24 protein-coding genes are annotated in these 22,778 nt (G+C 46.4%); 4 read left to right on the forward strand and 20 right to left on the reverse strand.

Annotation, left to right across the window (positions count from 1 at the left end; translation table 11 throughout):
• On the forward strand, positions 1 to 763 hold a 763-nt coding region (gene tnpC / locus CBF27_RS11450; RefSeq protein WP_126814443.1), incomplete at its 5' end, for an IS66 family transposase.
• 140 nt (positions 764 to 903) lie between these two features.
• A complete protein-coding gene (locus tag CBF27_RS11455) occupies positions 904 to 1,464 on the forward strand; it encodes an LptM family lipoprotein (RefSeq protein WP_126814444.1) in 561 nt (186 codons plus the stop codon).
• A gap of 214 nt (positions 1,465 to 1,678) precedes the next feature.
• On the opposite strand, the gene rpmF is transcribed toward CBF27_RS11455, so the two are convergent.
• Together rpmF and CBF27_RS11465 are read right to left on the reverse strand one after the other, a co-directional pair.
• Complete coding sequence (gene rpmF / locus CBF27_RS11460; protein WP_126814445.1) at positions 1,679 to 1,858, reverse strand: 50S ribosomal protein L32; 180 nt, start codon at positions 1,856 to 1,858, stop codon at positions 1,679 to 1,681.
• A 59-nt stretch (positions 1,859 to 1,917) separates the two neighbouring features.
• Complete coding sequence (locus tag CBF27_RS11465) at positions 1,918 to 2,475, reverse strand: YceD family protein (RefSeq protein WP_126814446.1); 558 nt, start codon at positions 2,473 to 2,475, stop codon at positions 1,918 to 1,920.
• A gap of 135 nt (positions 2,476 to 2,610) precedes the next feature.
• Between CBF27_RS11465 and CBF27_RS11470 the strand changes: the two genes are divergently transcribed.
• On the forward strand, positions 2,611 to 3,390 hold the full coding sequence (locus CBF27_RS11470) for an ABC transporter ATP-binding protein (protein WP_211334656.1): 780 nt from the start codon (positions 2,611 to 2,613) through the stop codon (positions 3,388 to 3,390).
• Here CBF27_RS11470 and CBF27_RS11475 read toward each other — a convergent pair.
• The 18 genes from CBF27_RS11475 to CBF27_RS11560 all read right to left on the reverse strand — a co-directional run bounded on the left by CBF27_RS11475 (position 3,377) and on the right by CBF27_RS11560 (position 21,334).
• Positions 3,377 to 3,916, reverse strand: coding sequence for an ECF transporter S component (locus CBF27_RS11475; RefSeq protein ID WP_245986061.1), 540 nt, complete (start codon positions 3,914 to 3,916; stop codon positions 3,377 to 3,379). The two genes, CBF27_RS11470 and CBF27_RS11475, sit on opposite strands and share 14 nt — an antisense overlap.
• Positions 3,891 to 4,283 carry a DUF4430 domain-containing protein gene (locus CBF27_RS11480; protein ID WP_126814448.1) on the reverse strand — a complete coding sequence of 131 codons (393 nt, stop codon included), beginning with the start codon at positions 4,281 to 4,283 and terminating at the stop codon, positions 3,891 to 3,893. The genes CBF27_RS11475 and CBF27_RS11480 overlap by 26 nt, the downstream gene beginning before the upstream one ends.
• 183 nt (positions 4,284 to 4,466) lie before the next feature.
• Entirely contained in the window at positions 4,467 to 5,396 is a 930-nt protein-coding gene (dnaI, locus tag CBF27_RS11485; protein ID WP_126814449.1) for a primosomal protein DnaI, read from the reverse strand.
• Positions 5,397 to 5,398: 2 nt separating this feature from the next.
• Positions 5,399 to 6,802: a replication initiation and membrane attachment family protein gene (locus tag CBF27_RS11490; protein ID WP_126814450.1), complete on the reverse strand. Its 1,404-nt coding sequence runs from the start codon at positions 6,800 to 6,802 to the stop codon at positions 5,399 to 5,401.
• The gene (gene nrdR / locus CBF27_RS11495; RefSeq protein WP_126814451.1) at positions 6,803 to 7,282 is read right to left on the reverse strand and encodes a transcriptional regulator NrdR; all 480 of its coding nucleotides are present in this window, start codon (positions 7,280 to 7,282) and stop codon (positions 6,803 to 6,805) included.
• 163 nt (positions 7,283 to 7,445) lie between these two features.
• The gene (gene coaE / locus CBF27_RS11500) at positions 7,446 to 8,054 is read right to left on the reverse strand and encodes a dephospho-CoA kinase (RefSeq protein WP_126814452.1); all 609 of its coding nucleotides are present in this window, start codon (positions 8,052 to 8,054) and stop codon (positions 7,446 to 7,448) included.
• Positions 8,051 to 8,905 (reverse strand): DNA-formamidopyrimidine glycosylase, encoded by an 855-nt coding sequence (gene mutM, locus CBF27_RS11505; RefSeq protein ID WP_126814453.1) that lies wholly within the window; start codon positions 8,903 to 8,905, stop codon positions 8,051 to 8,053. Before mutM ends, coaE begins: the two co-directional genes overlap by 4 nt.
• A 20-nt stretch (positions 8,906 to 8,925) precedes the next feature.
• Complete coding sequence (gene polA / locus CBF27_RS11510; protein WP_126814455.1) at positions 8,926 to 11,577, reverse strand: DNA polymerase I; 2,652 nt, start codon at positions 11,575 to 11,577, stop codon at positions 8,926 to 8,928.
• A gap of 158 nt (positions 11,578 to 11,735) precedes the next feature.
• Positions 11,736 to 13,688 carry an alpha/beta hydrolase gene (locus CBF27_RS11515; protein ID WP_170175101.1) on the reverse strand — a complete coding sequence of 651 codons (1,953 nt, stop codon included), beginning with the start codon at positions 13,686 to 13,688 and terminating at the stop codon, positions 11,736 to 11,738.
• Positions 13,689 to 13,901: 213 nt separating this feature from the next.
• Entirely contained in the window at positions 13,902 to 15,038 is a 1,137-nt protein-coding gene (locus CBF27_RS11520) for a DUF1648 domain-containing protein (RefSeq protein WP_126814459.1), read from the reverse strand.
• On the reverse strand, positions 15,039 to 15,425 hold the full coding sequence (locus CBF27_RS11525; protein ID WP_126814461.1) for a GntR family transcriptional regulator: 387 nt from the start codon (positions 15,423 to 15,425) through the stop codon (positions 15,039 to 15,041).
• Positions 15,425 to 16,228, reverse strand: coding sequence for an ABC transporter permease (locus tag CBF27_RS11530; protein WP_126814463.1), 804 nt, complete (start codon positions 16,226 to 16,228; stop codon positions 15,425 to 15,427). Before CBF27_RS11530 ends, CBF27_RS11525 begins: the two co-directional genes overlap by 1 nt.
• 2 nt (positions 16,229 to 16,230) lie before the next feature.
• Complete coding sequence (locus CBF27_RS11535) at positions 16,231 to 17,124, reverse strand: ABC transporter ATP-binding protein (RefSeq protein ID WP_126814465.1); 894 nt, start codon at positions 17,122 to 17,124, stop codon at positions 16,231 to 16,233.
• Positions 17,121 to 17,327, reverse strand: a complete 207-nt coding sequence (locus CBF27_RS11540) for a PLD nuclease N-terminal domain-containing protein (RefSeq protein WP_126814467.1) — start codon at positions 17,325 to 17,327, stop codon at positions 17,121 to 17,123. The genes CBF27_RS11535 and CBF27_RS11540 overlap by 4 nt, the downstream gene beginning before the upstream one ends.
• A gap of 193 nt (positions 17,328 to 17,520) precedes the next feature.
• Positions 17,521 to 18,210: a Bax inhibitor-1/YccA family protein gene (locus CBF27_RS11545; RefSeq protein WP_126814555.1), complete on the reverse strand. Its 690-nt coding sequence runs from the start codon at positions 18,208 to 18,210 to the stop codon at positions 17,521 to 17,523.
• Entirely contained in the window at positions 18,200 to 18,676 is a 477-nt protein-coding gene (locus CBF27_RS11550) for a MaoC/PaaZ C-terminal domain-containing protein (protein WP_126814469.1), read from the reverse strand. Before CBF27_RS11550 ends, CBF27_RS11545 begins: the two co-directional genes overlap by 11 nt.
• Before the next feature lie 340 nt (positions 18,677 to 19,016).
• On the reverse strand, positions 19,017 to 20,354 hold the full coding sequence (gene murC, locus CBF27_RS11555; protein WP_126814471.1) for a UDP-N-acetylmuramate--L-alanine ligase: 1,338 nt from the start codon (positions 20,352 to 20,354) through the stop codon (positions 19,017 to 19,019).
• Between the two features lie 140 nt (positions 20,355 to 20,494).
• Entirely contained in the window at positions 20,495 to 21,334 is an 840-nt protein-coding gene (locus tag CBF27_RS11560; protein ID WP_211334657.1) for a hypothetical protein, read from the reverse strand.
• 237 nt (positions 21,335 to 21,571) lie between these two features.
• On the opposite strand from CBF27_RS11560, the gene CBF27_RS11565 reads away from it, so the two are divergent.
• Positions 21,572 to 22,774 carry an argininosuccinate synthase gene (locus tag CBF27_RS11565; protein ID WP_126814475.1) on the forward strand — a complete coding sequence of 401 codons (1,203 nt, stop codon included), beginning with the start codon at positions 21,572 to 21,574 and terminating at the stop codon, positions 22,772 to 22,774.
• Positions 22,775 to 22,778: the final 4 nt, after the last annotated feature.

Genomic DNA, 22,778 nt, shown 5'->3' on the forward strand with positions numbered 1-22,778 from the left:
AGATGGCCGTCCCGCGACCTCTGATGGTCGCATGTGGTTATTCCAAACACTGGATAAAGCCGACCATCCCGTTGTTTTCTATCATGCGTCTCTGACGCGAGAGCGTCAGAACATTCTCGATGTCCTGACGGACAGCTTTCACGGTTACTGTCATTGCGATGGTTATTCCGCTTATCAGCATATCCCCGGTTTAACCGTTGTCGGCTGCTGGGCGCATATGCGACGGAAATTTCATGAAGCGGGTGATGACCAGGGACAAGCCGCTATTGGTCTTGCCTATTGTAACCAGCTGTTTGCGCTTGAGAGAGCGTTCAAAGACTTGTCACCCTCTGAGAGAAAAACGCATCGACACCGCCATCTGCGACCTATCTTAGAAGAGTTTTGGACGTGGCTAGAAAATTTGCCAGTTTTGAGTAAAAGTAAACTGGGGAAATCAGTGGCTTATGGGCTAAAGCTGAAAGAAGCGTTGATGCGGGTTTTGGAAGATGGTCGTCTCGTCTTATCGAATAACTCAGCGGAAAGGCATATCCGCCCGTTGACCATTGGACGCAAGAATTTTCTTTTTTCAACGAGCGAAGCCGGGGCGGAAGCGAATGCCATGGCCTATACCATAATCGAAACAGCTAAGGCCAACGGCCTCAACCCGTATCGCTACCTTTGTCGCCTCTTTTCTGATTTACCTAACGTGGAGTTTGGGCAGCATCCAGAATTATTGGAAACTTATTTGCCATGGTCAGAACAGAGTCAACAAACGTGTCGCTAACCTTATAGAAAAGAGCGCCAGATAAGTTGGATGGTTTTCTATGAAAATCATACCTTATCTGACGCTATTTGTGCGCCCGTGTGATTATTACCCGCTTACAAAATAAACGCATAAGTGAGAAAAACTTGGAGGTAAGGACAATGAAGAAAAAGATTTGTTTAATATTATCAATGTTTTTTATTGTATTGTTAAGTGGATGCAGTGCAAAAAAAAATGTAGAATCACCTAGCAACTCCTCTTCAATCGCTCAATCTTCAAATCAAATGGAGTCAACTAGCAATGAAGAAAACGACTTTACCTTCCCGTTATCGTTTGATATAAGTTCGACTAGTGATACTCAAAGTGACAATATTCAATTGTTACTGAATGACAAAGAGTTTAACGATTGGACTCGCTACGAAGATTTTCTGAAGGGTATAAGAACATTAACTACTGAAGATGTTAGTGAATTGATTTATGTGGCTGTTAAAGATAACACGATAGAAATGCCTCAAGCATTATACTTAGATGGGAAATTTATCATGACTATAGTTGACCCATCAAAAGGCCCAGAAAGCAACAGCCCATACGGTGTGTTATATCCAATAGACTTAACCGAAATTGCCGTTGGCAAACATAAAATCCAACTTGTCGGATTCAAAAGTGAGAATAGCGGGAAAAAAGCTGTTTTAGAAGGGCAAATAGAATTCAATATCGAGTAGGCTTTCACTTGGGGTTTTTATAACTTTTAACAATATTATATGCTTGACTTCTATTTTCCGTTCCCCCTGTTTAAGCGAATTTGTCTAAGTCTGTTATTAAATTAAGCTGAAATGCTAGCCATCTACATCATTTGACAAAGAGCCCAAAAAATAAAAAACCGTAGACCCCATGGTTAGTCTACGGTTTTTCACATTTTCTCAATTTAAAAATGTGTTATGCTTCTGCGTTCATAACATCTTTACCATCATAGTATCCGCATTCTGGACATACGTGATGGTTCTTTTTCATTTCACCGCAGTTTGGACATGGAGTCAAACCAGGTGCTGACAATTTATAGTGAGTACGACGTTTTGCTTTTTTAGCTTTAGACGTTCTTCTAGCTGGTACTGCCATTGGTATTACACCTCCTTAAATAAATCTGCGCAAATAAACATTACGCATATATTCCAATCCTACTCGTTTTCCTCAAATAATTCGGATAACTTAGCAAGACGAGGATCCACTTCAGCTTCCGAAGTCGTTTGACGCTGTTTTTCATAGTCTTCTTCGGAAATAATTGCCCAAAATTCGCCTTTCGGGAGCTCTGTTGCCTGCTTTTCTTCTTCTGACAACACTTGAGACGGCAGATTCAATAACACAAAATCTTCGACAGCTTCGATTAAATCAATCGTGTCTTTTTCTAAAATCATGATTTCTTCTTCTGCATCTTTGTCATCGCCAGCAATCTGTTGGAACTGGGCGGTTGTCATATACGTTTCGTCTGTTGAAAAGACAAGGGGCACATCAACCGGTGTCAGCGAGCGAGATGACGGGAGTGTCACAACGGTCTCCACAGTGAAATACGCCAAATACTTATCCGGCTCCACAGAGAGGAATCCTGAAACATGAACAGGTTTCACAGCGATGATTTCACGGTCTCTTTCAAGCAAGGAGGCCTCTAAATCCAATACTTCATCAAATTCGAGCTGTGTGTGTTGAAATTTGTTCAGCTCCAGTAATGACCATTTCATTTTTATCACCTCTAAGCAACAAGAGTAATTATACTAGTCTCCATTTCCTTTGTCAATGAGTTTTTCTTGACACCTTCAAAAAATTGTTTGTTATAGAATTCATCTGCGACTTCTAGTACAATATGATGAAAAGGAGTGACAGTTGTGATTAAATTTCAAGATGTTAGTTTTGTGAAAGAACAGGCAGCGATTCTCAAAGACATCAGCTGGCAAGTAAATGCTGGTGAGCACTGGGCCATTCTCGGACTGAACGGCTCCGGCAAAACGACCTTGCTGAAAATTCTCTGCGGCTACGAGTGGCCGACAACCGGTCACGTCACTGTGCTGGGCGAACACTTCGGTCAAACATCAATTCCGGAACTGCGTAAACAAATCGGCTGGGTCAGTTCCGCACTGAAAGCACGCATAAAAGGTTGGGAAACAGCCGAGAAAATCGTGCTGAGCGGAAAATTTGCCAGCATCGGTATTTATGAACGTTATTCCGATGATGATCTGGCTACAGCCGTCCAGCTGCTGGCTGACTGCGGCGGCAAAAAGCTGATTGGCTCCGCCTACAACACGCTCTCTCAGGGACAGCAGCAGCTGGTGCTGATTGCCAGAGCGCTAATGGCCGACCCGCGTGTACTGATTCTTGACGAGCCTTGCAGCGGACTCGACCTGTTCGCACGGGAAGAGCTGCTTGAGACAGTGTCCCGGCTGATTGAACGGCCTCACGCACCGACCGTCCTCTATGTGACGCATCACACAGAAGAAATACTGCCGGTCTTTAATTCCCTCCTGCTTTTGCGGGACGGCAAAATTTATGCCCAAGGGAGTACCGGCAAACTGATGAACGAATCGGTATTGAATGATTTCTATCCGGAAAAAGTGCGTATTATTTCCCAAGGCACCCGTCAGTATGTCATAAAAGCCTGACAAACAATTTGTTCAGGACAGGAGCCAACACTAAGTAAAAGCCGGCATTGCCAACCGCGTGCAAAAAATCAAACGGAAGCGACTGCATGTAGTAAGGGATGAATGCCGGGATGCCGTACAGTTGAGCATCGATCACTGAGATAATAAGTCCGTAAACAAAACCTGCCAAAAAGCCGGCCGCTACTTGCAGCAGAAGCGACCGCCGGAACCGCTCCGCTTTCCGTAAAAGTGCGAATAGACCGATGATGCCGCTGAAACTGATGAGCTGGCTGATTGTCCACGGCCCCATTCCCAAATAGATGTTGGTCACGACAACAGACAGCAGATTGATGAGCATGCCCCGGCTCGCTCCCAGCTGTACTGTTATAATCAGAAAAATGGCGGTCATCGGCTGCACGTTGGGAATGCCCTGAAACAGCAGGCGGCCAGTGACGCATGCTGCGACCATCAAAGCCATATAAGACAGCTCTCGCAAGGAAAATACGCGGCCGGACTCTTTGCTAGAAGGATTCATACGTGAACTCAACGGCATCCCCTTCTTTCAGGTAGGTGTCGGCTGCACCGGTATTGATTTGTTCACCGTTGATAGTGAAAACCCAGTAGCGTTTTTCCTGCTCATTTTGAGCCAGACCGTCGATGGCTGTAATCATGCCGTTTTCTTCCACTACATCAAAATTGTCCTTCATCACATCCATCAGACTGGTTTTCAGCGTGGTTGTGATGTCTTTTTTCGTTGTTGTTTGATCTGCAGTCAGCGTGACCGACACTGCTATCTTTTTTTCATCGGCTGATTGACTGGCCGTGCTTTGCCCGTTCTGGCGTGTTTGGAACTGGCACCCCCATAACGTCAGCGACAGCAGTATCACAGCGGCCGCCGGTATTAAACGTTTCATCTTGCTAGTCACCTCTTTTAATTTTACTTGGTGTATCTCGTGCGGCTGGTTTGCTTCCCGAAAAAGATATTCTTTTACATAATGATTGCGTCGGCGGTGCATTAAAAAAGCCGAAAAAGGAAGCCTTTCGGGCGGTACGCTTTTTCGGTTTTTTGTTATGGTCAAGGCGGCTGTTCAGCTCTGTCAGACATTCCGTCTGTTCTCGCCCACCATGTTTATTTCACGCGACAAGTAACGGATGCGTTCCATAATCCGCTTGGCCTTCAGCGGTTCATCTTCGCCTCTTTGCGTCAATCTCAAATGTTCTTCTTCCAGCTGCTTCATACTGAAGTTGGATGAGAAAAAGGTTGGAAGCTGCTCTTGCATGCGAAACTGCAAAATCACACCGAGCACATCGTCCCTTATCCAGCTGCTCATCGAATCGGCACCGATATCATCAAGCATCAAAATCGGCGCTTTTTTCACCGCTTCCAGTTTGTCGGCCATCGTGTCTTTGCCGATCGCCTGCTTCATCTCAACTGCAAAAGTCGGGAAATGCATCAGCGTCGACTGAAAGCCTTTCTCTGCCAGCGCATTGGCAACGGCACCTAATAAATATGTTTTACCGACACCGAACGTTCCCTGCAAATACAGCCCCTTGTGATAGCCTTTAGGGTCCTGTTGATAGGCGTCAATGAAATCAAGCGCCGCAATATAAGCTTCCTTACGCTCGTTCGTCAATTCAAATTGAGTCAGCCGCGCATCACGGATATCCTTCGGCATGTCCATGGCTTGGACACGGCTGCGGATTTCCGCTTCCCGCTGGCGAGCCAAAAGCGATTCAGTCGGCACATACGTGACATCAATGAAATGATAATTCAAAAACAGACGAGGTTCATAACCAGGTGCCAGCATGGTCGCATCTTTCATTTGAAATTTCTTTTTTTCTTGAACAAATTCGTACAGCTTCGCATAACTTTTGGCAATATCTTCATTTGTCAAGCGGTCGCGATGCTCTTCAATAAACTGCTGCACGTCTTCATCCGCCAACACTTCGCTGACCAGCGAATCGAATTTTTCATTCAAATGCCGGGATTCCAACAGGCGTCCCATCTCTTTTCCGATATCTTCCATAACTAGTCACCATCCTCTCTCGACAATCCCAGACGCTCCAGCTTTTCATTGAGCGCTTTCTGCTCCTCGCTGGATACGGGTGTTTCTTTCTTCGGTGCCTGTTTCGCCCACTCGGGCAAGGTTTCCTTGCGTCCCGATGATTTATACTGGCGCTTAGGCGCTGCGTTTTTTTTCCGTTTGTCCTCCGCCATCTTCTGGACTTTGCGGATTGCGTCTTCCGGTGCGCGGATACCGTCTTGTGCCCAGTCATTGGCGATGGCGTTGGCCAGTTTCTGGTTCAAAGAGGCGTTGTTCTGCACCACAAGGATATAATGTATCATCACATTGATGACCGCATCCGGCAATGCAGACTGCTTGCGGATGTTTTCCACCGTCCACCGTTCGTTGTCAGTGACGAATCCTTTTTTTTGTTTCTTAATCGCCTTCAAGTAAAGCATCGGCGGACTGCCCTCGCTGGATAAAATCACGTTAATCTCGCCTTCGGTAAACCCGTCAAGTTTTAAACTGTTATACCGGTAAGTTTTTTTCTCCTCCGGCGAGGTCAGCGCTTGTTCCGTCTTGTCCGCTTGACGCGTGTGCTGCACCGTTTTGCCGTGATACGCCGTATATATCAGGTGTTTCAACTGGTTTATCTGAACGCGGTTGGTGACGTAATCAACTGAACGCATGACGTACTGCTGCATTTGAATTTCATCGACACCGTACAAACTGTGAAATGTCAAAATAACTTCGCGCAGCTCATCAAGCTGTTTTTTATCAATGTACAGCCCGTCCAACATACTGGTAAAAAACTGCCAGTCAAATGTCCCGGTGTCAATATCCCGGTCAAACGGTTTGTCGTCAGCAAACTTTTCTTTGACTTGATTTGCCAGTTCCCGCCCTCCGGCCAGCAGTCTGTCTGACAACCGGTACGCATCCACGAACTTTTTCGTCGTTTCCGTGTAGGAATCATCCATCACCAGCGTCGTACGGAATGTCTCAGCTAATTTTTTAAATTTCTTTTCGCCGACACAGTCCAACAAGAACAACGAAAGGATGTCATCCTTGAAAAAGTCTGATGCACTCAGCGGGCGTTGGATCACATAGAGCATATGCCGTCTGTCGAAAATTTCTTTGACAAATGTCCGGATAAGTCCGATGCCTTCCAAGCGCACACGGGCGTTGAAAAAATCAGGCAGACCGAGATTCACCTGATTCAACAGTTCCGAATGCAGTGCGGCGTGATCTGAATCAGCCTCGCTCAGTTCATGCTCTGCCAAAAGCGTCATCATGAGACTGTATGCTTCGATGCCGATAATCGGCTGGTATAAAAAAGTCAAGACTTGAATATCCAGATTGGATAACGAGCCGGCCGCTTGTACTGAATAACTGTCTTTCGGCTGTAACTGTTCCCACGGATTAACCAATTAACCTGCTCCTTTGCTCTCGCGGGGGTCGTCCCCGATAATCTCCTGCAGCTCTTTCAAAAAGACGCTCATATCCTTAAACTGGCGATACACACTGGCAAAACGGATATAGGCAATTTCGTCCAGATGAACGAGTTCCTCCATCACGTACTCGCCGATTTGCGTGGTGGACACTTCGCTTTCACCCAACTGGCGGACTTTGTTTTCTACTTTATCAACGATTTGTTCCATTTGCTCCATGGATACCGGGCGTTTTTCGGCCGAACGAATCAGACCTCTTAATATTTTATCACGATTGAACTCCTCACGAGCACCGTTTTTCTTCACGACTAACAGAGGAGCGACTTCTATTCTTTCAAATGTTGTAAAACGAAACCCACAACTTTCGCATTCGCGGCGTCGTCGAATAGCACGTCCCTCATCTGCCGGACGGCTGTCGACTACTCGCGACCCATTATAATGACATCTTGGACACTGCATTCTGTTTCTCCTCTCTATATGTGTTTTTTTATGTCAGGTGACACAACCACCTAATTATCCACATTATAACATGTATAGACCAAATTGGTATAGTAAAACAAACAAAACCACGGCCTGTCCGACATCACCGGAAAAGAAAAAAACAAAGGATTTTCCTTTGTTTTTAAATAAAACCTTTTTGGGTCATTTCTTTAAGCCAGCGGTCTATCTGACGGTGTGTGTCTTCAATTGTACCCGAATTATCAATGACGATATCGGACAGCTGGGTTTTGATGTAAAGCGGCAGCTGTGTGTCCATCCGGTGTTCAGCCTCGGATTTGGTCAGTTGGTCGCGGCTCATCAGCCGCTCTATTTGCACCGCTGGCGGTACAAATACTGTCATTATTTGCGACATATAGTCCTCATAGTCCGTTTCGAACAGCAGCGGGATATCCGCGACGATAAACGGCGTATGTTTTTCTTTGTAGTGGTCTATCTCAGCGAGTATCTTTTTCCTGATTTCCCGGTGGAGCAGACGGTTCAGCTGGTTGAGTTTTTCTTTGTCGTTAAAAACGATGCTGCCGAGCTTCTTGCGGTTTAGCCGGCCGTCCGGCTGCAACACATCTGCGCCAAAACCGGCAACGACCCGCTCCAACCCAACGGTGCCCGGTTCGACAACTTGCCTTGACACATCATCGGCATCAATCACAGGCACCCCTTTTTCTTTGAAATACTGACTGACAGTGGATTTTCCGGATGCAATCCCCCCTGTCAATCCCAGTACAAATGTCACGCTCTCACCTGCTTTATGACTCTTTTGCGGTATTTCTGGCACGTTGGACAGTAATGCGTGCCGCGCTGAGCCACTTTTATTTTTTCAATCGGTGTGCCGCAGACGGGACACGGTTTGCCGGTTTGTCCGTATACACTTAAAGCAACCTGGAATTTTCCGGCTTCCCCCAATGCGTTTTGGTATGTCCGGATAGTGGTCCCGCCGGCCGCGACAGCTTCCGCCAGCACCGCGATAATTTCGCTGTGCAGCACGGCTGTTTCCTGCTTCGTCAATGTGCTTGCTTCCTGCAGCGGGTGAATACGGCTGCGGAACAGCGCTTCGTCAACATAGATATTACCTAGACCAGTCACCAGTTTCTGTTCCAAAAGGAGCGGCTTGACGGCTTTGGCGGAACGTTTCAATCCTTCGCGGAACGGCGCCAAATGAAATTGTTCAGATACCGGCTCAGGTCCGAGCTTGCGGATTCCCGGATGTGTCGGCCAAGCCCCTTTCTCCAGCAATGTCATTCTGCCGAACTTGCGCACATCCAAATACCGCAATTCCGTCCCGTCATCAAAGCGAAACACCACATGTGTGTGCTTCGCCAGCGCATCGCCGTTCTGATGAAATTCATACTTGCCTTCCATGCGCAAATGGGAAACCATGTCAACATGTGTCAGCGAAAAAATAAGGAATTTCCCGCGCCGGTTCACTTGCTCGATGGTTTCGCCAATCAGCTGGTGTGTGAACAACTCGACTTCCGGACTGTCGATAATCCTCGGCCAATACACAGACACCTCGCTAATTTTCTTCTGTAAAACCAGCTGTTCCAATCCTTTGCGGACTGTTTCAACTTCTGGCAATTCAGGCATAACAACTCTCCTAACATCTCTTATTTAGCTTCATACCACGTATCGCCGATACTGCTGTCCGCCTTCAAAGGCACGCGCAGTTTCACGGCATTCTCCATCACGTCTTCAACGATTGTCTGCAATGTTTCAATTTCCGATTCCGGTGCTTCAAAGACCAGTTCATCATGCACTTGCAGCAGCATGGTTGCCTGCATGTTTTCTTCCCGCAGGCGTTTGTCTATCATCAGCATGGCTATCTTCAGAATATCTGCCGCACTGCCTTGAATCGGCGTGTTGATGGCCGTTCTTTCCGCAAAGGAACGCAAATTAAAGTTGCGGTTGTTGATATCCGGCAGATAGCGGCGGCGGTGATACAGTGTTTCAACATAACCCTTGTCTTTGGCTTCACGGACGATGTCTTTCATATACTTTTTGACACCGGGATACTTTTCAAAATACGTATCAATAAATGTTCTTGCTTCTTTACGGCTGATGCCCAGATTTTGCGACAGACCATAATCGCTGATGCCGTAGACGATGCCGAAGTTGACTGCCTTTGCCTGACGGCGGATATTCGGGGTCACGTCTTCCGCGTGCTCGATGCCAAACACCCGCATGGCAGTACTGGCATGGATATCCTGACCGGCGATAAACGCTTCTTTCAAATGTTCATCATCCGATATATGAGCCAGCACACGCAGTTCGATTTGAGAGTAATCTGATGAGAAAATCTTCCAGTTTTTCTCTCTCGGCACAAACGCCTGCCGGATTTTACGTCCTTCCTCCAGACGAATCGGGATATTCTGCAAATTGGGATCGACTGAACTGAGCCGGCCTGTTTGTGTCAATGTCTGGATATAACGTGTGTGAACCTTGCCGTCAGGGAAAATGACCTTCAGCAAGCCTTCCACATAAGTCGACTGGATTTTAGCAATTTGCCGGTACTGCAGGATATAATCGACAATCGGCGCTTTATCCCGCAGCTGTTCCAGCACATCGACTGCTGTAGAATAACCTGTTTTCGTTTTTTTGATGACCGGCAGCTGCATTTTTTCAAATAAAATCACACCCAGCTGTTTCGGCGAATTGAGGTTGAAAGTTTCGCCTGCTTCCTCATACACTTTTTGTTCGATTTCATGCAGCCGCTGGGCAAATTCGACTTTCATCTCTTCCAGCCGGCTCGCTTGGACAGTGATGCCGGTGATTTCCATATCAGCCAAAATTTTAGACAGCGGGAACTCGATGTCGTAAAAAAGTTCCGACTGATTTTTCTCTTCAAGAGCTGCCGTCAATGTCGCGTACAACACATCAATGGCTTTGACTTTGCGTGCAAGATGACTGTGAAAGGCAGCTTTATCTGCGGGAACACCTTTTTTGACTCCTTTGCCGTAAACTGCTTCGTCAGTGTCCACATCACGGTAATCAAACCCTGATGCCAACTCCCCGATGTCGTCATTGCTGCCTAAGGTATCCAGCAGATAGGCTGCAAGCAAAATATCGAATTTTGCACCGTTAAACGCTGCGCCAAAACGGTTCAGCGCAACATATGTCCGTTTAAAATCAAAGACTTTTTTCGTCAGCGAGCTGTCTGCCAGCCAGTTTTGGAACAGCTGGTTTTCAAGAACAGCCGAGCCTTCCGACACATAAATCCGCTCCTGATTGCCCCACGCAATGCCGATGACATCTGCTGTGTGGTAATTGTCATCCAGCATTTCCACGTAAAGCGACATGTCCGTTTCAAACATGTCCGATGTGATTTCCTCTGCCAATGTATACGGGACTTCTGCCATATCTTCAGCCGGCAGTTCAATTCCGTCAGTACCAAGTTTATCCAGAAATGAGTTGAAGTTCATTTCTTTGTAAAACGGCACCAGTTTATCCAGATTTTTTCCTTCGTATTTCAAGTCATCCAACGACACATCAATCGGCGCTTCGACATTGATGGTCGCCAGTTTTTTACTCAAAAGTGCAATGTCTTTCTCTTTGATGAGATTCTCTTTCATTTTGCTTTTTTTCATGTCGTCAATGTGTTCATAAATATTTTCAACTGTGCCGTATTCTGTCAGCAATTTGATTGCCGTTTTCTCGCCGATTTTGGTCACACCGGGAATGTTGTCGGACTGGTCGCCCGCCAGCCCCTTCATGTCTATGATTTGTTGAGGCGTCAGCCCGTATTTCTCTTTGATGTGTGCAGGCGTATAGACTTCCGTTTCGCTGACTCCTTTGACGGTGACATTGACGGTGACATTGTCTGAGACGAGCTGCGTCAAGTCTTTGTCCCCCGACAATACCACAATGTCAAACTCTTCCGGGTCCGCTTGCTTGGCGAGCGTCCCGATGATGTCGTCGGCTTCATAATTCAGCAGTTCGTAGTGCTTCATGCCCAGGCCGTCGATTAAATCGCGGATGTACGGCATCTGCTCTTTGAACTCGCTTGGTGTTTTTTCCCGTCCGGCTTTATAGTCTTCAAAGTACTCATGACGGAACGTGGTGTTTCCGGCATCGAACGCCACCAAGATGTGGGTCGGCTGTTCTTCTGCCACGATATTTTCCAACATGGTGTTCACCGCATAGATTGCGTTAGTGTGAAGCCCCTGTTTATTTTTGAATCGCTCTAGCGAATTATAAAGGGCAAAAAAAGCCCTAAATGCAATACTGTTGCCATCTACTAAAAGCAGCTTGTTTTTTTTCATTTAGGTTCTCTCCAATCTTATCCTTTACATTTTATCAAATTTTAACGGACAATGCGAAAAATAACAACAGCTTTACAACAAAGACAATCCAGGAAGTATGACGGTTGACAAAAAAAGATAACAGCTTCCGTAAACAGGCTGTTATCTTTTTATTGGCTCTACTTTAAATACAACACTTTAGAGATGCTCTGATTGCCGTTGGCATCACAGTTCACAACATGAACATGCGTCAACTCGCTGATGTGCGGCAATTCAAACCGGAACATGCCTTTTGCATCAGTCCTGACCTCTTTCAAAACATTGCCGTCCTCCGAGACAATGCTTATCAAGCTGTCAGGCTCTCCTTGACCTGTCCCGGTCAGTTTATTTTCCGTGACATCATAAGTCGTGTCAGTCAGTTTGACTTGCGCTGGCGGTGTAAAGTCCGCATTGTAGATTGCAATATCCGAAAAATTGAGATACGTGTAATTGTAGTCAAAAATATTGTAATTATTCACTTGCGAACCGAACTGGACTGTCGCTGATTCATCGGTTGCCGGTGTATAGTTCAGTGATTTTGTCACAGTTTTCTTGAGCTTCAGTGATTCCTGGTGCATTTGGTCGCCGAACCCGTAAATCATCTCAGGAATCGTCCATCTTCCCGGCGATGTGTTCTGCACGGAAAAATCAAGACGGTACGTTTGACCCGCCTGCAGCCAGACCTCTTGTCCCAGCATGACAGCTTCAGCTTTCGGATACGCATAAAAAGAAACACCGTTTCCTGCTTGGGCAGCTGTCATACCGTCAAGTTTGGTTTTTTTATACTTGCTTAATACCCATTCGCCTTTGCTGTTTTTCTGGAGCCGTTTGTCGATAAAGGCCCCGTTTTCCTTGACCAGCCAGCTTTCAAAGCCTGTTTCTGTCAGTTGAAATGACGGATTTTCCAATAGGTTTTTCTTTTCCGCAATTTTTGCCGGCAGGCAATTACGGTCGGTCTGTTGTTCGCGGACCGACGAAATGAAAGTCATGACAATGTCCGCATATTCATCCGGGTAATCCAGAATCAGTTGTGCATGGGCTGAACCCGGACGGGTATGAAGTTCTTTGTACCCGACGGCACGGTTATACAATGTCACTGTCTGCTCCATCTTGATGATGGCATCAGCCTCGCTGTGCAGAAACAGCTTGGGCAGCGGAGACTTCTGAACAGCTGCCAACGGCGAGACATCCGCCAGCGACATGCCGAGAATCGGTTTGATTCGGTGCTCTTCCATGAAATCCAACAGCCAGTTTGCGGACTCATCCCAGTCATACTTGTCAATTTCCGGAATGAACTGGATGTACTCATAAATCATCCCGATAAGCGAACGGAACTGCTTGTCCATGCTTTGAAACCCGCTGTCTGCCACATAGGCTATTACATTTTGATGCGGAGTTTCTTGCGACAGCATCGTTGTTGCTGCCCCTAGCGACACGCCGATAACAATCAGTTCCTGTTCCGGCCGGCGGCGCAGCTCATCATCAAGCCATTTGTTCAAATCGTGTTGTTCATAATGGCCGAATGTATTGTAGTCCCCTTCGCTTTCACCGTGGGCTCGGGCATCGGGAATAAGCAAATTGTAGCCGAGTGCACTGTACTGCTGTGCATGGGACATCATGTTGTAGCCGTTGGAACGCCAGCCTTGCTGCAGCAAAATCGTTTTATCCGCACCGTTGTCAATATACTCTGATTTCAGAGTCAGATTTTGTTGCGTGACTTCATCATAAACCGTCAGTTCACGTGTTTCGGTGTTTGGCAGGCTGTTATACCAGTCGACCCAGCCGTAGCTTGAGTAATCATTCAGAATTAAATCGGCCAGCTCCGAATCGCGGCCAAACGCCGTGTTAAAAATAATGTCGGCAAGTGTATCGGTGATGATGCTTTTTGTCGTCCTGTTCTTTTTTTCCGACTTGTACGCTTTGTACGTTGTCACAAATTCATCCACCAGCGCATCCACGATTTTCTTCTCTTTGCTTGTTAGCGTTTGTGCGCTGCGTTCAACCCTTGCCGTTTCTGCGGCATGAACAACCGGTGCGGCACACAGCTGGCCGAGAAGCAGCCCGACAGCCAATAATTTTATTGTTTTTTTCATACGCATCTCCTCTGCAAATTTGTCCCCCCAACTTCTAAATCTAGCATGATTCTTGAAATGTTTTTATATTATTTTTCGCCGAACACCGCAAAAACCGCTATAAGCAGATGCGTTCCATCAACTGCCAGCCATCTTGACACGGCCGCTCGGAACATTATTTTTGCAGACAAAAAAATAAAGCCGGCAAAAGGCCCGGCTTTATTTTGGTTGTATTTAGCGCATCAGCAGCCCAGTAAGCAAGAGCGGCAGCAAGAGAATCAGTCCAATCAGCACCCAGCTGCGCCAGTTGGCAAAATTCAGACTAGTTCCAATGCTGAATCGCTTTTCGACCCACAGCGACGGGTCTTGCTTATTGAAATAAAAGACCCCGAATTTCCAGTTGGCATCATCATCAAAATGAGCGACGGTCTCATCCGCTTCTCCCGTTTTTTCCCCCGGCAGACGGTACCGCTCACCGCCTTGACCATATTTAAACGACACGAACAGACTCAGTACCAGACAAACCGCTACAAAAATAATAATAATCAGCGGAAAATTAATCCGCTCCATGTTGTCAAATATGATAATCGTTTGAATCAGCGCAAACAGCAGCTGCGTTGCCACGCTGACAATCAGCAGCATAAGCGATGAAGCAAACCGGAACTTACGGTTTTTCCGGAAACTGATTTCAGGGTGGCGGCTGTCTGCTTGCTGCTTGGCTTTTTGATATGACCGATTTGCCACCGTCAAGGCTGCCAGCATAAACAACTGCATAACCGGTATGGCAAATACTGACCCGAGATGTTTAGGTACGGTTCGGCTCGGCTGCATGTTGATATCCCAATTCGTCACGATTCTGTCGGGAATCGTGTCATAGTTCATCACCGTGATGGCCACGACTGCGACAATAATCAGCAGCTGGATGCCGATAAATATACTGTTTGGTACAACCAGACGTTTTTCCCGGAAATGCGTATCCACAACAATCTCTTTTTGGGTTTGAAAAGCTGTTTTCGGAAGACTTTTCTTAAATGCCAGAATGCGGCTGCGAATCGTTAAAAAACCCGCTGCTGATACAATGAATACAATCAGTATCGCAAAGACAGTATACAAGGAAACCAGCATCGCCATGCGTTCCTCATCTTTTATCCCGGCAAAAAACCACATCGGCAGCGCAGCCAGAATGCCGGCTGCTGTATTTAGCCATAAAAAATATTTTTGATAGCGGCTGATTTCAGGCTTTTTTTGATAAGCGGGAGGCAGCGTCACACCGAATTGACTGCTTTTCCGGCTGAAATACGGCGTCAAGCCGGTCATCACACCCATAAAAATCACTAACCCTGCCATCAATCCAACAAACATACCGACCATTTAAGACTCACCCTTTTTTAATCTGACTTCGATTTTTTCCTTTAACTGCTCCATGGTGTCATTTGTCATGCGAAAAATTTTCGCATCAATCAGCAATTCTTCAAACCGTTCCTCAAAATCCCGATTAACCTCGTCCGGTACGTCGATTTGTTGAGAAGGATTCACGAGAAATGCTTTTTTATCCTGAATCAGCACCCCTTCTTCCTGCAGTCGTTTATAAGCTTTGTTGACTGTGTGCATATTGATGCCGATATCTCTGGCAAGACTGCGGACGCTTGGCAGTGTCTCGCCCGGAAGCAGTTCCTTTCGAAGAATCCCTGTTTTAATTTGATAAATGAGCTGCGTATAAATCGGGGTTTTGCTCTCGGGCTCTATCCGTATATACATTACGTCTCTCCTTCCTTGCCTGTTGACACATATCTGCCGGCCAGCAAGTAACACAGCGCCCCCATCAACCCGCAGAGGCACATCACCAGTACTGCCGCCTGTACTTTAAAATCAGGAGACAGCCGGTCCCCCAGCAAAAGATTCGCCGCTTGCCGGCTGACACCGGCTGGATTGTAGCGGTTCAACTTCAACTCAAGCCCGGCAATCAACTGCAGCAACACGGCCGCACCCAACGGAATGATGGTTGCGACGGCTTGTCCCCGGCAAACAGTACTGGCGAATACAGTTACACCTAGTACCAGCATAAGCCACAGCAGATAAACTGCTAAACCGGCGGCGGTCCTTTGCACAGACGGAGAACTGAAATAGATCGCCGTATAGTAGCAGGACAAACCAAAACCAACTGCCAGACTAACAGCAGTAATCAAACAGGCAGCAGCCCATTTACTCAGTATGTATGCCGTTCCCGACACCGGCTTCGTAAGCAGATAGTCCAGCATACCGTTCTTTTTATCCGCAAGCACCACGTTTGCAAACGCGACGATGATAATGAATAAGCCGAGCTGGTCAAATTGTGACGACAGTGTGCTGTTCAACACTTCTGCACCCGAGTAATTAATCTTTTGGATGATGATGCCGGCCGACTCAATGCCGCCAACTTGCGCCATAATCTCCGGCAGAAATGCCAGAACCAGCGGTTGGCTGATTCCCAGCAGCGCCATCACAAGCGGCAGCCACACAATCTTCTTGTCAGTAACAGACTGACGCAATTCATTTTTAAATAATGTGTTGAATGCTGTCATTTTTACAACACCTCTTTCAAAAAGATGTCTTCCAGCGAATCCTGCGTCACTTCAAATTTAAACAGGTCGATTTTCTCTGACAGCAATACTGTCAGAAGCTGGTGTTTAAACAACGGCTCCTGCAAGACAACTGTCACGCCGCGTTCGTACGGAGCAGCCGATACAACAAAGGGCAGCTGCGATAAATGAGCCAGCACCTGTTTTACATCTCCTGAAAATTCAATGAAAATCGTGTTTGAGCCATTCCTTTCCAAAAAATCAGCAGAAGAAATATCACGGATGATTTGCCCTTTCTTCATCAGACAGAAACGTTCACATAGCTCATGGGCGTCATTTAGAATATGCGTTGAAAGGATGATTGTCGCCGTTTGCTTCAGTTCCGTCAAAATGTGAATCACCTCGCGCCGGCCAATCGGATCGAGCGCGGACAGCGGCTCATCGAGCACCAAAAAACGCGGGTTGTGCAATATTGCCTGCGCAATGCCGAGCCGCTGTTTCATCCCTCCTGAAAAATGAGAAACTTGGCGTTTTCTGTTGTCCCATAAACCGACTTGATGCAAAACCTCGGTCACACGGTGCTGTAACACACTGCCTGCCAAGCCGGATAAGTTCCCTGAAAAAATCAACGCGTCTTCCCCGGTCAGCCAACCATGAAAGGCCGGCGTCTGACCTAGATAGCCAATGTCATTTTTGCATGCGGCAACAGGCCGGCCGTCTATCATTATCGTGCCGGTGTCGGCACGGATAATGTCCACCAGCATTTTAAGCAGCGTCGTTTTACCGGCACCATTCGGACCAATCAGCCCCACACACTCCTCATCAGCCAGACTTAAAGACACATTCTTAACTGCCGGCTTGCCGCGGAATGTCTTCGTCACGCCAGTTATGTCTATCATGCGTTCTGCCTCCTTCCAAACAAAAAATAAAGGACGGGACCGAACGTCGTTATCAGGACTATCACCGAGAGCCACAACCAAAAATGCCGACGTTCAGCGCGGTGCCTGATAATGTCTTGCAGCGCTGAAACGAGGAGCAGCCCGTAAATAATAAAAATCGGAATGAACGGTCGCCAGTCTATTGCTGTTAATTGAGTCAACATGCGTGTCACCTTCTTTTTTTGTTATATACATGCTATAACAAAATATGTTATATGTCAACTATAACAAACACCCTGATTCAACCGATGATTCACGGTGTGCCGACGAGTTATTTATGACGGATGTTGGCTGCATTTGCCGATTTTTTGCGAAAAAAACACCGGATACACGATGTATCCGATGTTTTGTTGGCTGTTAATCGCGTCCAAAAATACGCAGGAACGCCAAGAACAAGTTGATGATATCAAGGTACAGCATTAATGCACAGTAAATGGCAAGTCCTTGTACAGCGGAGCCGCCGTAATGATAATACAGCGCCTTGATTTTTTGATTGTCGTAAGCCGTCAGACCGGCGAACACGACGACTGTCACCAGTGAGATGAACAGTTCGACCGGTTCACTGCGCAAGATAAAGACATTAAGCAGCATGGCGATAATGATACCCAGCACCATGCTGATCAGTGCATGTCCCCAACCTGACAAATCTTTTTTGGTGACCATACCGAAAACCGCCATGACGCCGAACGTGACAGCTGTTGTGATAAACGCACTGGTCACTGTTTCGCCGGTGTACACCAGCAAGGTTGCTGTTAACGTCACACCCGTCAAGACCGAATAAGCGACATAGCCGATAATCGACTTGACGATCGGGGTATCTTTCACAGCCGACCTGCCGAGGTAAAATACCAGCGCCAGCTGGGCAATCCACAACCCCCAAAAAGTAAATGGTGAACTATATAAGAAACGTTCGTACTCGTAAACAAACATTGTGGAAAGCAGATACGATACCAGCGCACTGATACCGACCCCCAATCCGACATACGCATAGACCCGGCTGAAAAAACCGCTCAGTCCGCTTGCTTTTGCTTGTTGTTTATTCTCCATCATCGCTTTCACTTCCTTCTTCAATTGATGTCTTCATCGGCGGCCGCACCATGACAACAGCATCAAGCACACGCTGGTCTTCCTCATTGATTGCCTTGACAGAAATCGTGGCAACCTCCTTCATCGTATCGACTTTGATCACTTCGAAATCAAATGTCACGGTCTCGTAATGATACACGGGTTCCAAAAAATTACTTGAAAAATTCACGATATGAGAGCCTGGACCGGGTAAATGTTTCGAAATAGCACTGGATATGATGCCCATCAGCATAATACTCGGAACGATCGGCTTTTTGTAATCTGTTTGTGCAGCAAAGTCATGCTGGATGTAAAGCGGGTTGGCATCATTCGTCAGCCCAAGATAGAGCAGCAGTTGATTGTCCTCGATTTTTTCCGTTAAGCTTAACGAGTCGCCTTCCTCAATGTCATCAATTGATTTCCCAATTTTCCTTGGTTTTAATATCATAGTCGTCAACCACCTCCGTTGATAGTTTCATTGTATCAAAACATAGGAAAATAACAAGAAAAATAACCGCTCTTTAGGCGAACAGGACACGAAAAAAGCATGATGACTAAAAGTTCAGCCGTCATGCTTTTAGGTTAATGACTTGTGACCGGTAAGGATTGGCGGTTTAGTTGGCCATTGACCATTCCGCATGCAAAGCGGGCAGCTTGAGTCTTGTCGGAAAAACTAATTCACATTATTAAAGCAATGACCAATGGCGCCCATTCACCTTATCCGCGGTGAATGGGCGCCATTGGTCATCATCTCCATCTTAAAACAGAAAGTAGTTCGTCATATCAGTTTACATAATATTTTTACGGGTTTGTCCCAAAACTTTTTCATAAGCGACTTCGAATTTTTGCACGTCGCCGGCACCCATGAAAATCATCACTGCATCATGGTAATCCATCAGCGGTGCAATGTTTTCGACCGTGATGACATCGCCTTTTTTAGTGATTTTATCTCCTAAATCTTCAATTTTAATGCCGCCGCTGTCTTCGCGTGCCGACCCGAAAATATCACACAAGTACACAGCATCTGCCAAGTCCAACGAAGCTGCAAAGTCATCCAGCAGCGCTACTGTGCGTGTGAATGTGTGGGGCTGAAACACCGCGATGATTTCTTTGTCAGGGTATTTCTGACGTGCCGCATCGATCGTCGCCTTGATTTCGGCAGGATGATGCGCGTAGTCGTCAACAATGACCATGTCATTGACGATTTTTTCGCTGAACCGCCGCTTCACGCCTGAAAAAGTGACCATCTCTTCGGCTACTTTTTCCATGTCGAAGCCTTCCAGGTAGCTGATGGCAATCACGCTCAATGCATTCATGATATTATGGAAGCCGAAAGACGGCAGCTGAAAGTGGCCAATCTTCTGGCCGTTATGGTACACATCAAATTCCGAACCGGATGTACTGCGCGAGATGTTTTGCGCCTGAAAATCATCGTTTTCATTTACACCGTAATAATATACCGGCACCTCTGTTTTCAGTTTGCGCAAATAAGCATCGTCACCGTATGCAACGACTGCCTTTTGCACTTGTGAGGCAAACGTCTGAAACGCATCAAACACATCATCAATGCTCCGGTAATAATCCGGATGGTCAAAATCAACATTGGTGATAATCGCGTAATCCGGTGCATACGACAAGAAATGCCGTCTGTATTCACACGCTTCGAATGTGAAAAAATGAGAATCAGGTTGTCCGTGGCCGGTCCCGTCGCCAATCAAATAGCTGGTCGGCGCAATCCCGCTGAACACATGGGAAATCAGCCCGGTCGTGCTGGTTTTGCCATGCGAACCGGTAATGGCAACGCTGGTAAAACGCTTGATGAATTCACCTAAAAACTTATGGTAGCGAATCACCTGCAACCCTTTTTTCAATGCTTCCTGAATCTCCTCGTGCGTATCAGGAAACGCGTTGCCCGCAATGATTATCATGTTGTCTGTAATATTATCAGGAGAAAACGTCAGCACAGGAATACCGACTTTCTCCAAGTCCCGCTGCGTAAAAAAATACTTGTCGACATCTGAGCCCTGCACCTTGTAGCCTTTTTGATGCAGCAAAAGAGCCAACGAGCTCATCCCCGACCCTTTGATGCCCACGAAATGATATAGTTTATCTCTGTCAATATTCATTATTATTCTCCCTTTTCAAAAAACAAACCTGGCCTGCCATGACGAAAATGCCGAGGTTTCGCTTCACATTATCATACACTTATAAAAAATAATCAACAAAAAAAACTTACACTGCTGTCCACAATGTAAGCAAAAACAACTTATTCAAAATAAAAATTATTTGAATGGGTCGTTGTTTCATTTGCGATAATGCCTGAAAGGGATTTATCCAAACGCTGCTTTTTGCGTTTATCCGCCGCTTCTTCTGAATGCTTTTTAAAATAAGCCGTCTCCTGCTGGGCATCACTTTGCTTGTTGCCGAATCCTTTTAACGACTTCGGAATAAATGATGCCATCTTGTCCACAGAAAAACTGCTGGTATCCTTGGTTTGCTTTTTAAACTCGCTGCGTGTCATCGGAACGTCATTGTGCTGGGACTTGCTGAAATAAGCCGGGTTATCCGACTCATCGTCTGTATCGGTCGCCAGAGAAAAATTGGCACGGTTTTTGCGCAGCTCGCTGATAATCTGTTCTTGGCTGTACGTTGTCAGGCTGTCGTCTTCAATCATGGACGCAGGAATATACTTCGGTCTGAAGCGCTTAGGAGCCTCTTCACGCGGAAGCTGGTGCGATGAGTGGAAACCCGTACCGCCATCGTTATGGGCACCGTAACGCGTGTTTAACGGCGATCCGGGGCGAATCACCGGACTGTCTTCCTGTTTATCGTAGATTTTATTGGCATACTCGGACTGCGGCGCGTGATATGCGGTCTGCGGCCGGTTTTGGCTGGTGTGTTCATAGCCGTCATAGTCCTGATATTCTACTGTATCAAACTCGATTTCTTCTGTGTAATTAGTGCTATATTTATATGAATCATTAAAGTCATTTTCAAATAATTTGCGTTTATTTTTTTTAGTCAATTTTACGCCTGTTTCATCATCGAAGGCTGGAAATCTATAAAAACGTCTTTCATCAGTCATTGTAATCATCGATTGTCTCATTCCTTTAATTTCGCTATTTATATACTATCATAAACTTTTTCAGAAAAAAACAACAAAAGCCGTTTTTATCAATATTCATAAATATTCATTATGAAAATTGCATATTTTTTCACGGCTGCATAAAGTATAAATATTTAAATACGCGGTTTTTTATGTATAAATATTTATTTTTTGCTTGTTTTTACCGAAAATCAGTGGTATTATCTTCTTAAATACGATTAAAGGAGTTCGAGTGACATGACACAGCAAAAAGTTGTTTTAGCCTATTCAGGCGGTTTAGACACATCAGTTGCGATACAGTGGCTGATCGACCAAGGATACGATGTCATCGCCTGCTGTTTGGATGTGGGCGAAGGCAAAGATTTGGATTTCATCAAAGAGAAAGCATTGACCGTCGGGGCAAGCGCCTCCTATACGATAGACGCCAAAGAAGAGTTCGCACAAGAGTATGCCCTTGTCTCACTTCAGGCGCATACCTATTATGAAGGAAAGTACCCGCTGGTCTCCGCCCTCTCCCGCCCGCTGATTTCGAAAAAACTGGTGGAGCTGGCTAAAGAAGTCGGGGCAACGACGATTGCGCACGGCTGCACGGGAAAAGGTAACGACCAAGTGCGTTTTGAAGTAGCCATCGCCGCACTCGCACCGGAAATGAACGTTATAGCACCGGTCCGCGAATGGCAGTGGTCGCGGGAAGAAGAAATCAACTATGCCAAAGAAAAGAATATTCCGATTCCTATCGATTTGGACAACCCCTACTCTGTTGACCAGAATTTATGGGGACGTGCCAATGAATGCGGGATCTTGGAAGACCCGTGGGCAACCCCGCCGGAGGGTGCTTATGACCTGACGGTGAACATTGAAGACGCACCGGACACTCCGGACATTATCGAAATCGAATTTGAGCAAGGTGTCCCGGTAGCGGTCAACGGCGAGAAAAAATCATTGGCACAGCTGATTCTTAATTTAAACGCACTGGCCGGAAAGCACGGTATCGGCCGAATCGACCACGTTGAAAACCGTCTGGTCGGCATCAAATCTCGGGAAGTGTACGAGTGTCCCGGCGCTACAGTCCTGCTGAAAGCCCACAAAGAACTGGAAGACATCACACTGGTCAGGGAACTGGCGCACTTCAAACCAGTCATCGAATTGCAGTTGAGTCAGATGATTTACGACGGACTCTGGTTCAATCCGCTGACCGATTCGCTGAAGGCCTTTATCGCGTCCACGCAAATTTACGTCAACGGCACAATCCGTGTGAAACTCTTTAAAGGACATGCCATCGTTGAAGGACGCAAATCGCCAAACAGCTTGTACAATGAAAATCTGGCCACCTACACTTCTGCCGATACATTCGACCAGGAAGCTGCTGTCGGATTTATCAAACTGTGGGGACTGCCTTCAAAAGTTCACGCAGAAGTACAAAAAAGCATCAACCAATAACAAA

The sequence above is a fragment of the Vagococcus acidifermentans genome (genome assembly GCF_003987655.1).
Taxonomy (GTDB): domain Bacteria; phylum Bacillota; class Bacilli; order Lactobacillales; family Vagococcaceae; genus Vagococcus_B; species Vagococcus_B acidifermentans.

Coding starts and splice junctions, on each gene's coding strand:
- CBF27_RS11520 (WP_126814459.1), bottom strand. CDS start 15,038: ATGGTCGGTATGTTTGTTGGATTGATGGCAGGGTTAGTGATTTTTATG.
- CBF27_RS11465 (WP_126814446.1), bottom strand. CDS start 2,475: ATGAAATGGTCATTACTGGAGCTGAACAAATTTCAACACACACAGCTC.
- dnaI (WP_126814449.1), bottom strand. CDS start 5,396: ATGGAAGATATCGGAAAAGAGATGGGACGCCTGTTGGAATCCCGGCAT.
- rpmF (WP_126814445.1), bottom strand. CDS start 1,858: ATGGCAGTACCAGCTAGAAGAACGTCTAAAGCTAAAAAAGCAAAACGT.
- polA (WP_126814455.1), bottom strand. CDS start 11,577: ATGAAAAAAAACAAGCTGCTTTTAGTAGATGGCAACAGTATTGCATTT.
- CBF27_RS11560 (WP_211334657.1), bottom strand. CDS start 21,334: ATGAGACAATCGATGATTACAATGACTGATGAAAGACGTTTTTATAGA.
- CBF27_RS11525 (WP_126814461.1), bottom strand. CDS start 15,425: ATGTATATACGGATAGAGCCCGAGAGCAAAACCCCGATTTATACGCAG.
- CBF27_RS11545 (WP_126814555.1), bottom strand. CDS start 18,210: ATGGAGAATAAACAACAAGCAAAAGCAAGCGGACTGAGCGGTTTTTTC.
- CBF27_RS11530 (WP_126814463.1), bottom strand. CDS start 16,228: ATGACAGCATTCAACACATTATTTAAAAATGAATTGCGTCAGTCTGTT.
- CBF27_RS11550 (WP_126814469.1), bottom strand. CDS start 18,676: ATGATATTAAAACCAAGGAAAATTGGGAAATCAATTGATGACATTGAG.
- CBF27_RS11455 (WP_126814444.1), top strand. CDS start 904: ATGAAGAAAAAGATTTGTTTAATATTATCAATGTTTTTTATTGTATTG.
- CBF27_RS11565 (WP_126814475.1), top strand. CDS start 21,572: ATGACACAGCAAAAAGTTGTTTTAGCCTATTCAGGCGGTTTAGACACA.
- CBF27_RS11540 (WP_126814467.1), bottom strand. CDS start 17,327: ATGTTGACTCAATTAACAGCAATAGACTGGCGACCGTTCATTCCGATT.
- mutM (WP_126814453.1), bottom strand. CDS start 8,905: ATGCCTGAATTGCCAGAAGTTGAAACAGTCCGCAAAGGATTGGAACAG.
- CBF27_RS11480 (WP_126814448.1), bottom strand. CDS start 4,283: ATGAAACGTTTAATACCGGCGGCCGCTGTGATACTGCTGTCGCTGACG.
- nrdR (WP_126814451.1), bottom strand. CDS start 7,282: ATGCAGTGTCCAAGATGTCATTATAATGGGTCGCGAGTAGTCGACAGC.
- murC (WP_126814471.1), bottom strand. CDS start 20,354: ATGAATATTGACAGAGATAAACTATATCATTTCGTGGGCATCAAAGGG.
- CBF27_RS11535 (WP_126814465.1), bottom strand. CDS start 17,124: ATGATAGACATAACTGGCGTGACGAAGACATTCCGCGGCAAGCCGGCA.
- CBF27_RS11515 (WP_170175101.1), bottom strand. CDS start 13,688: ATGAAAAAAACAATAAAATTATTGGCTGTCGGGCTGCTTCTCGGCCAG.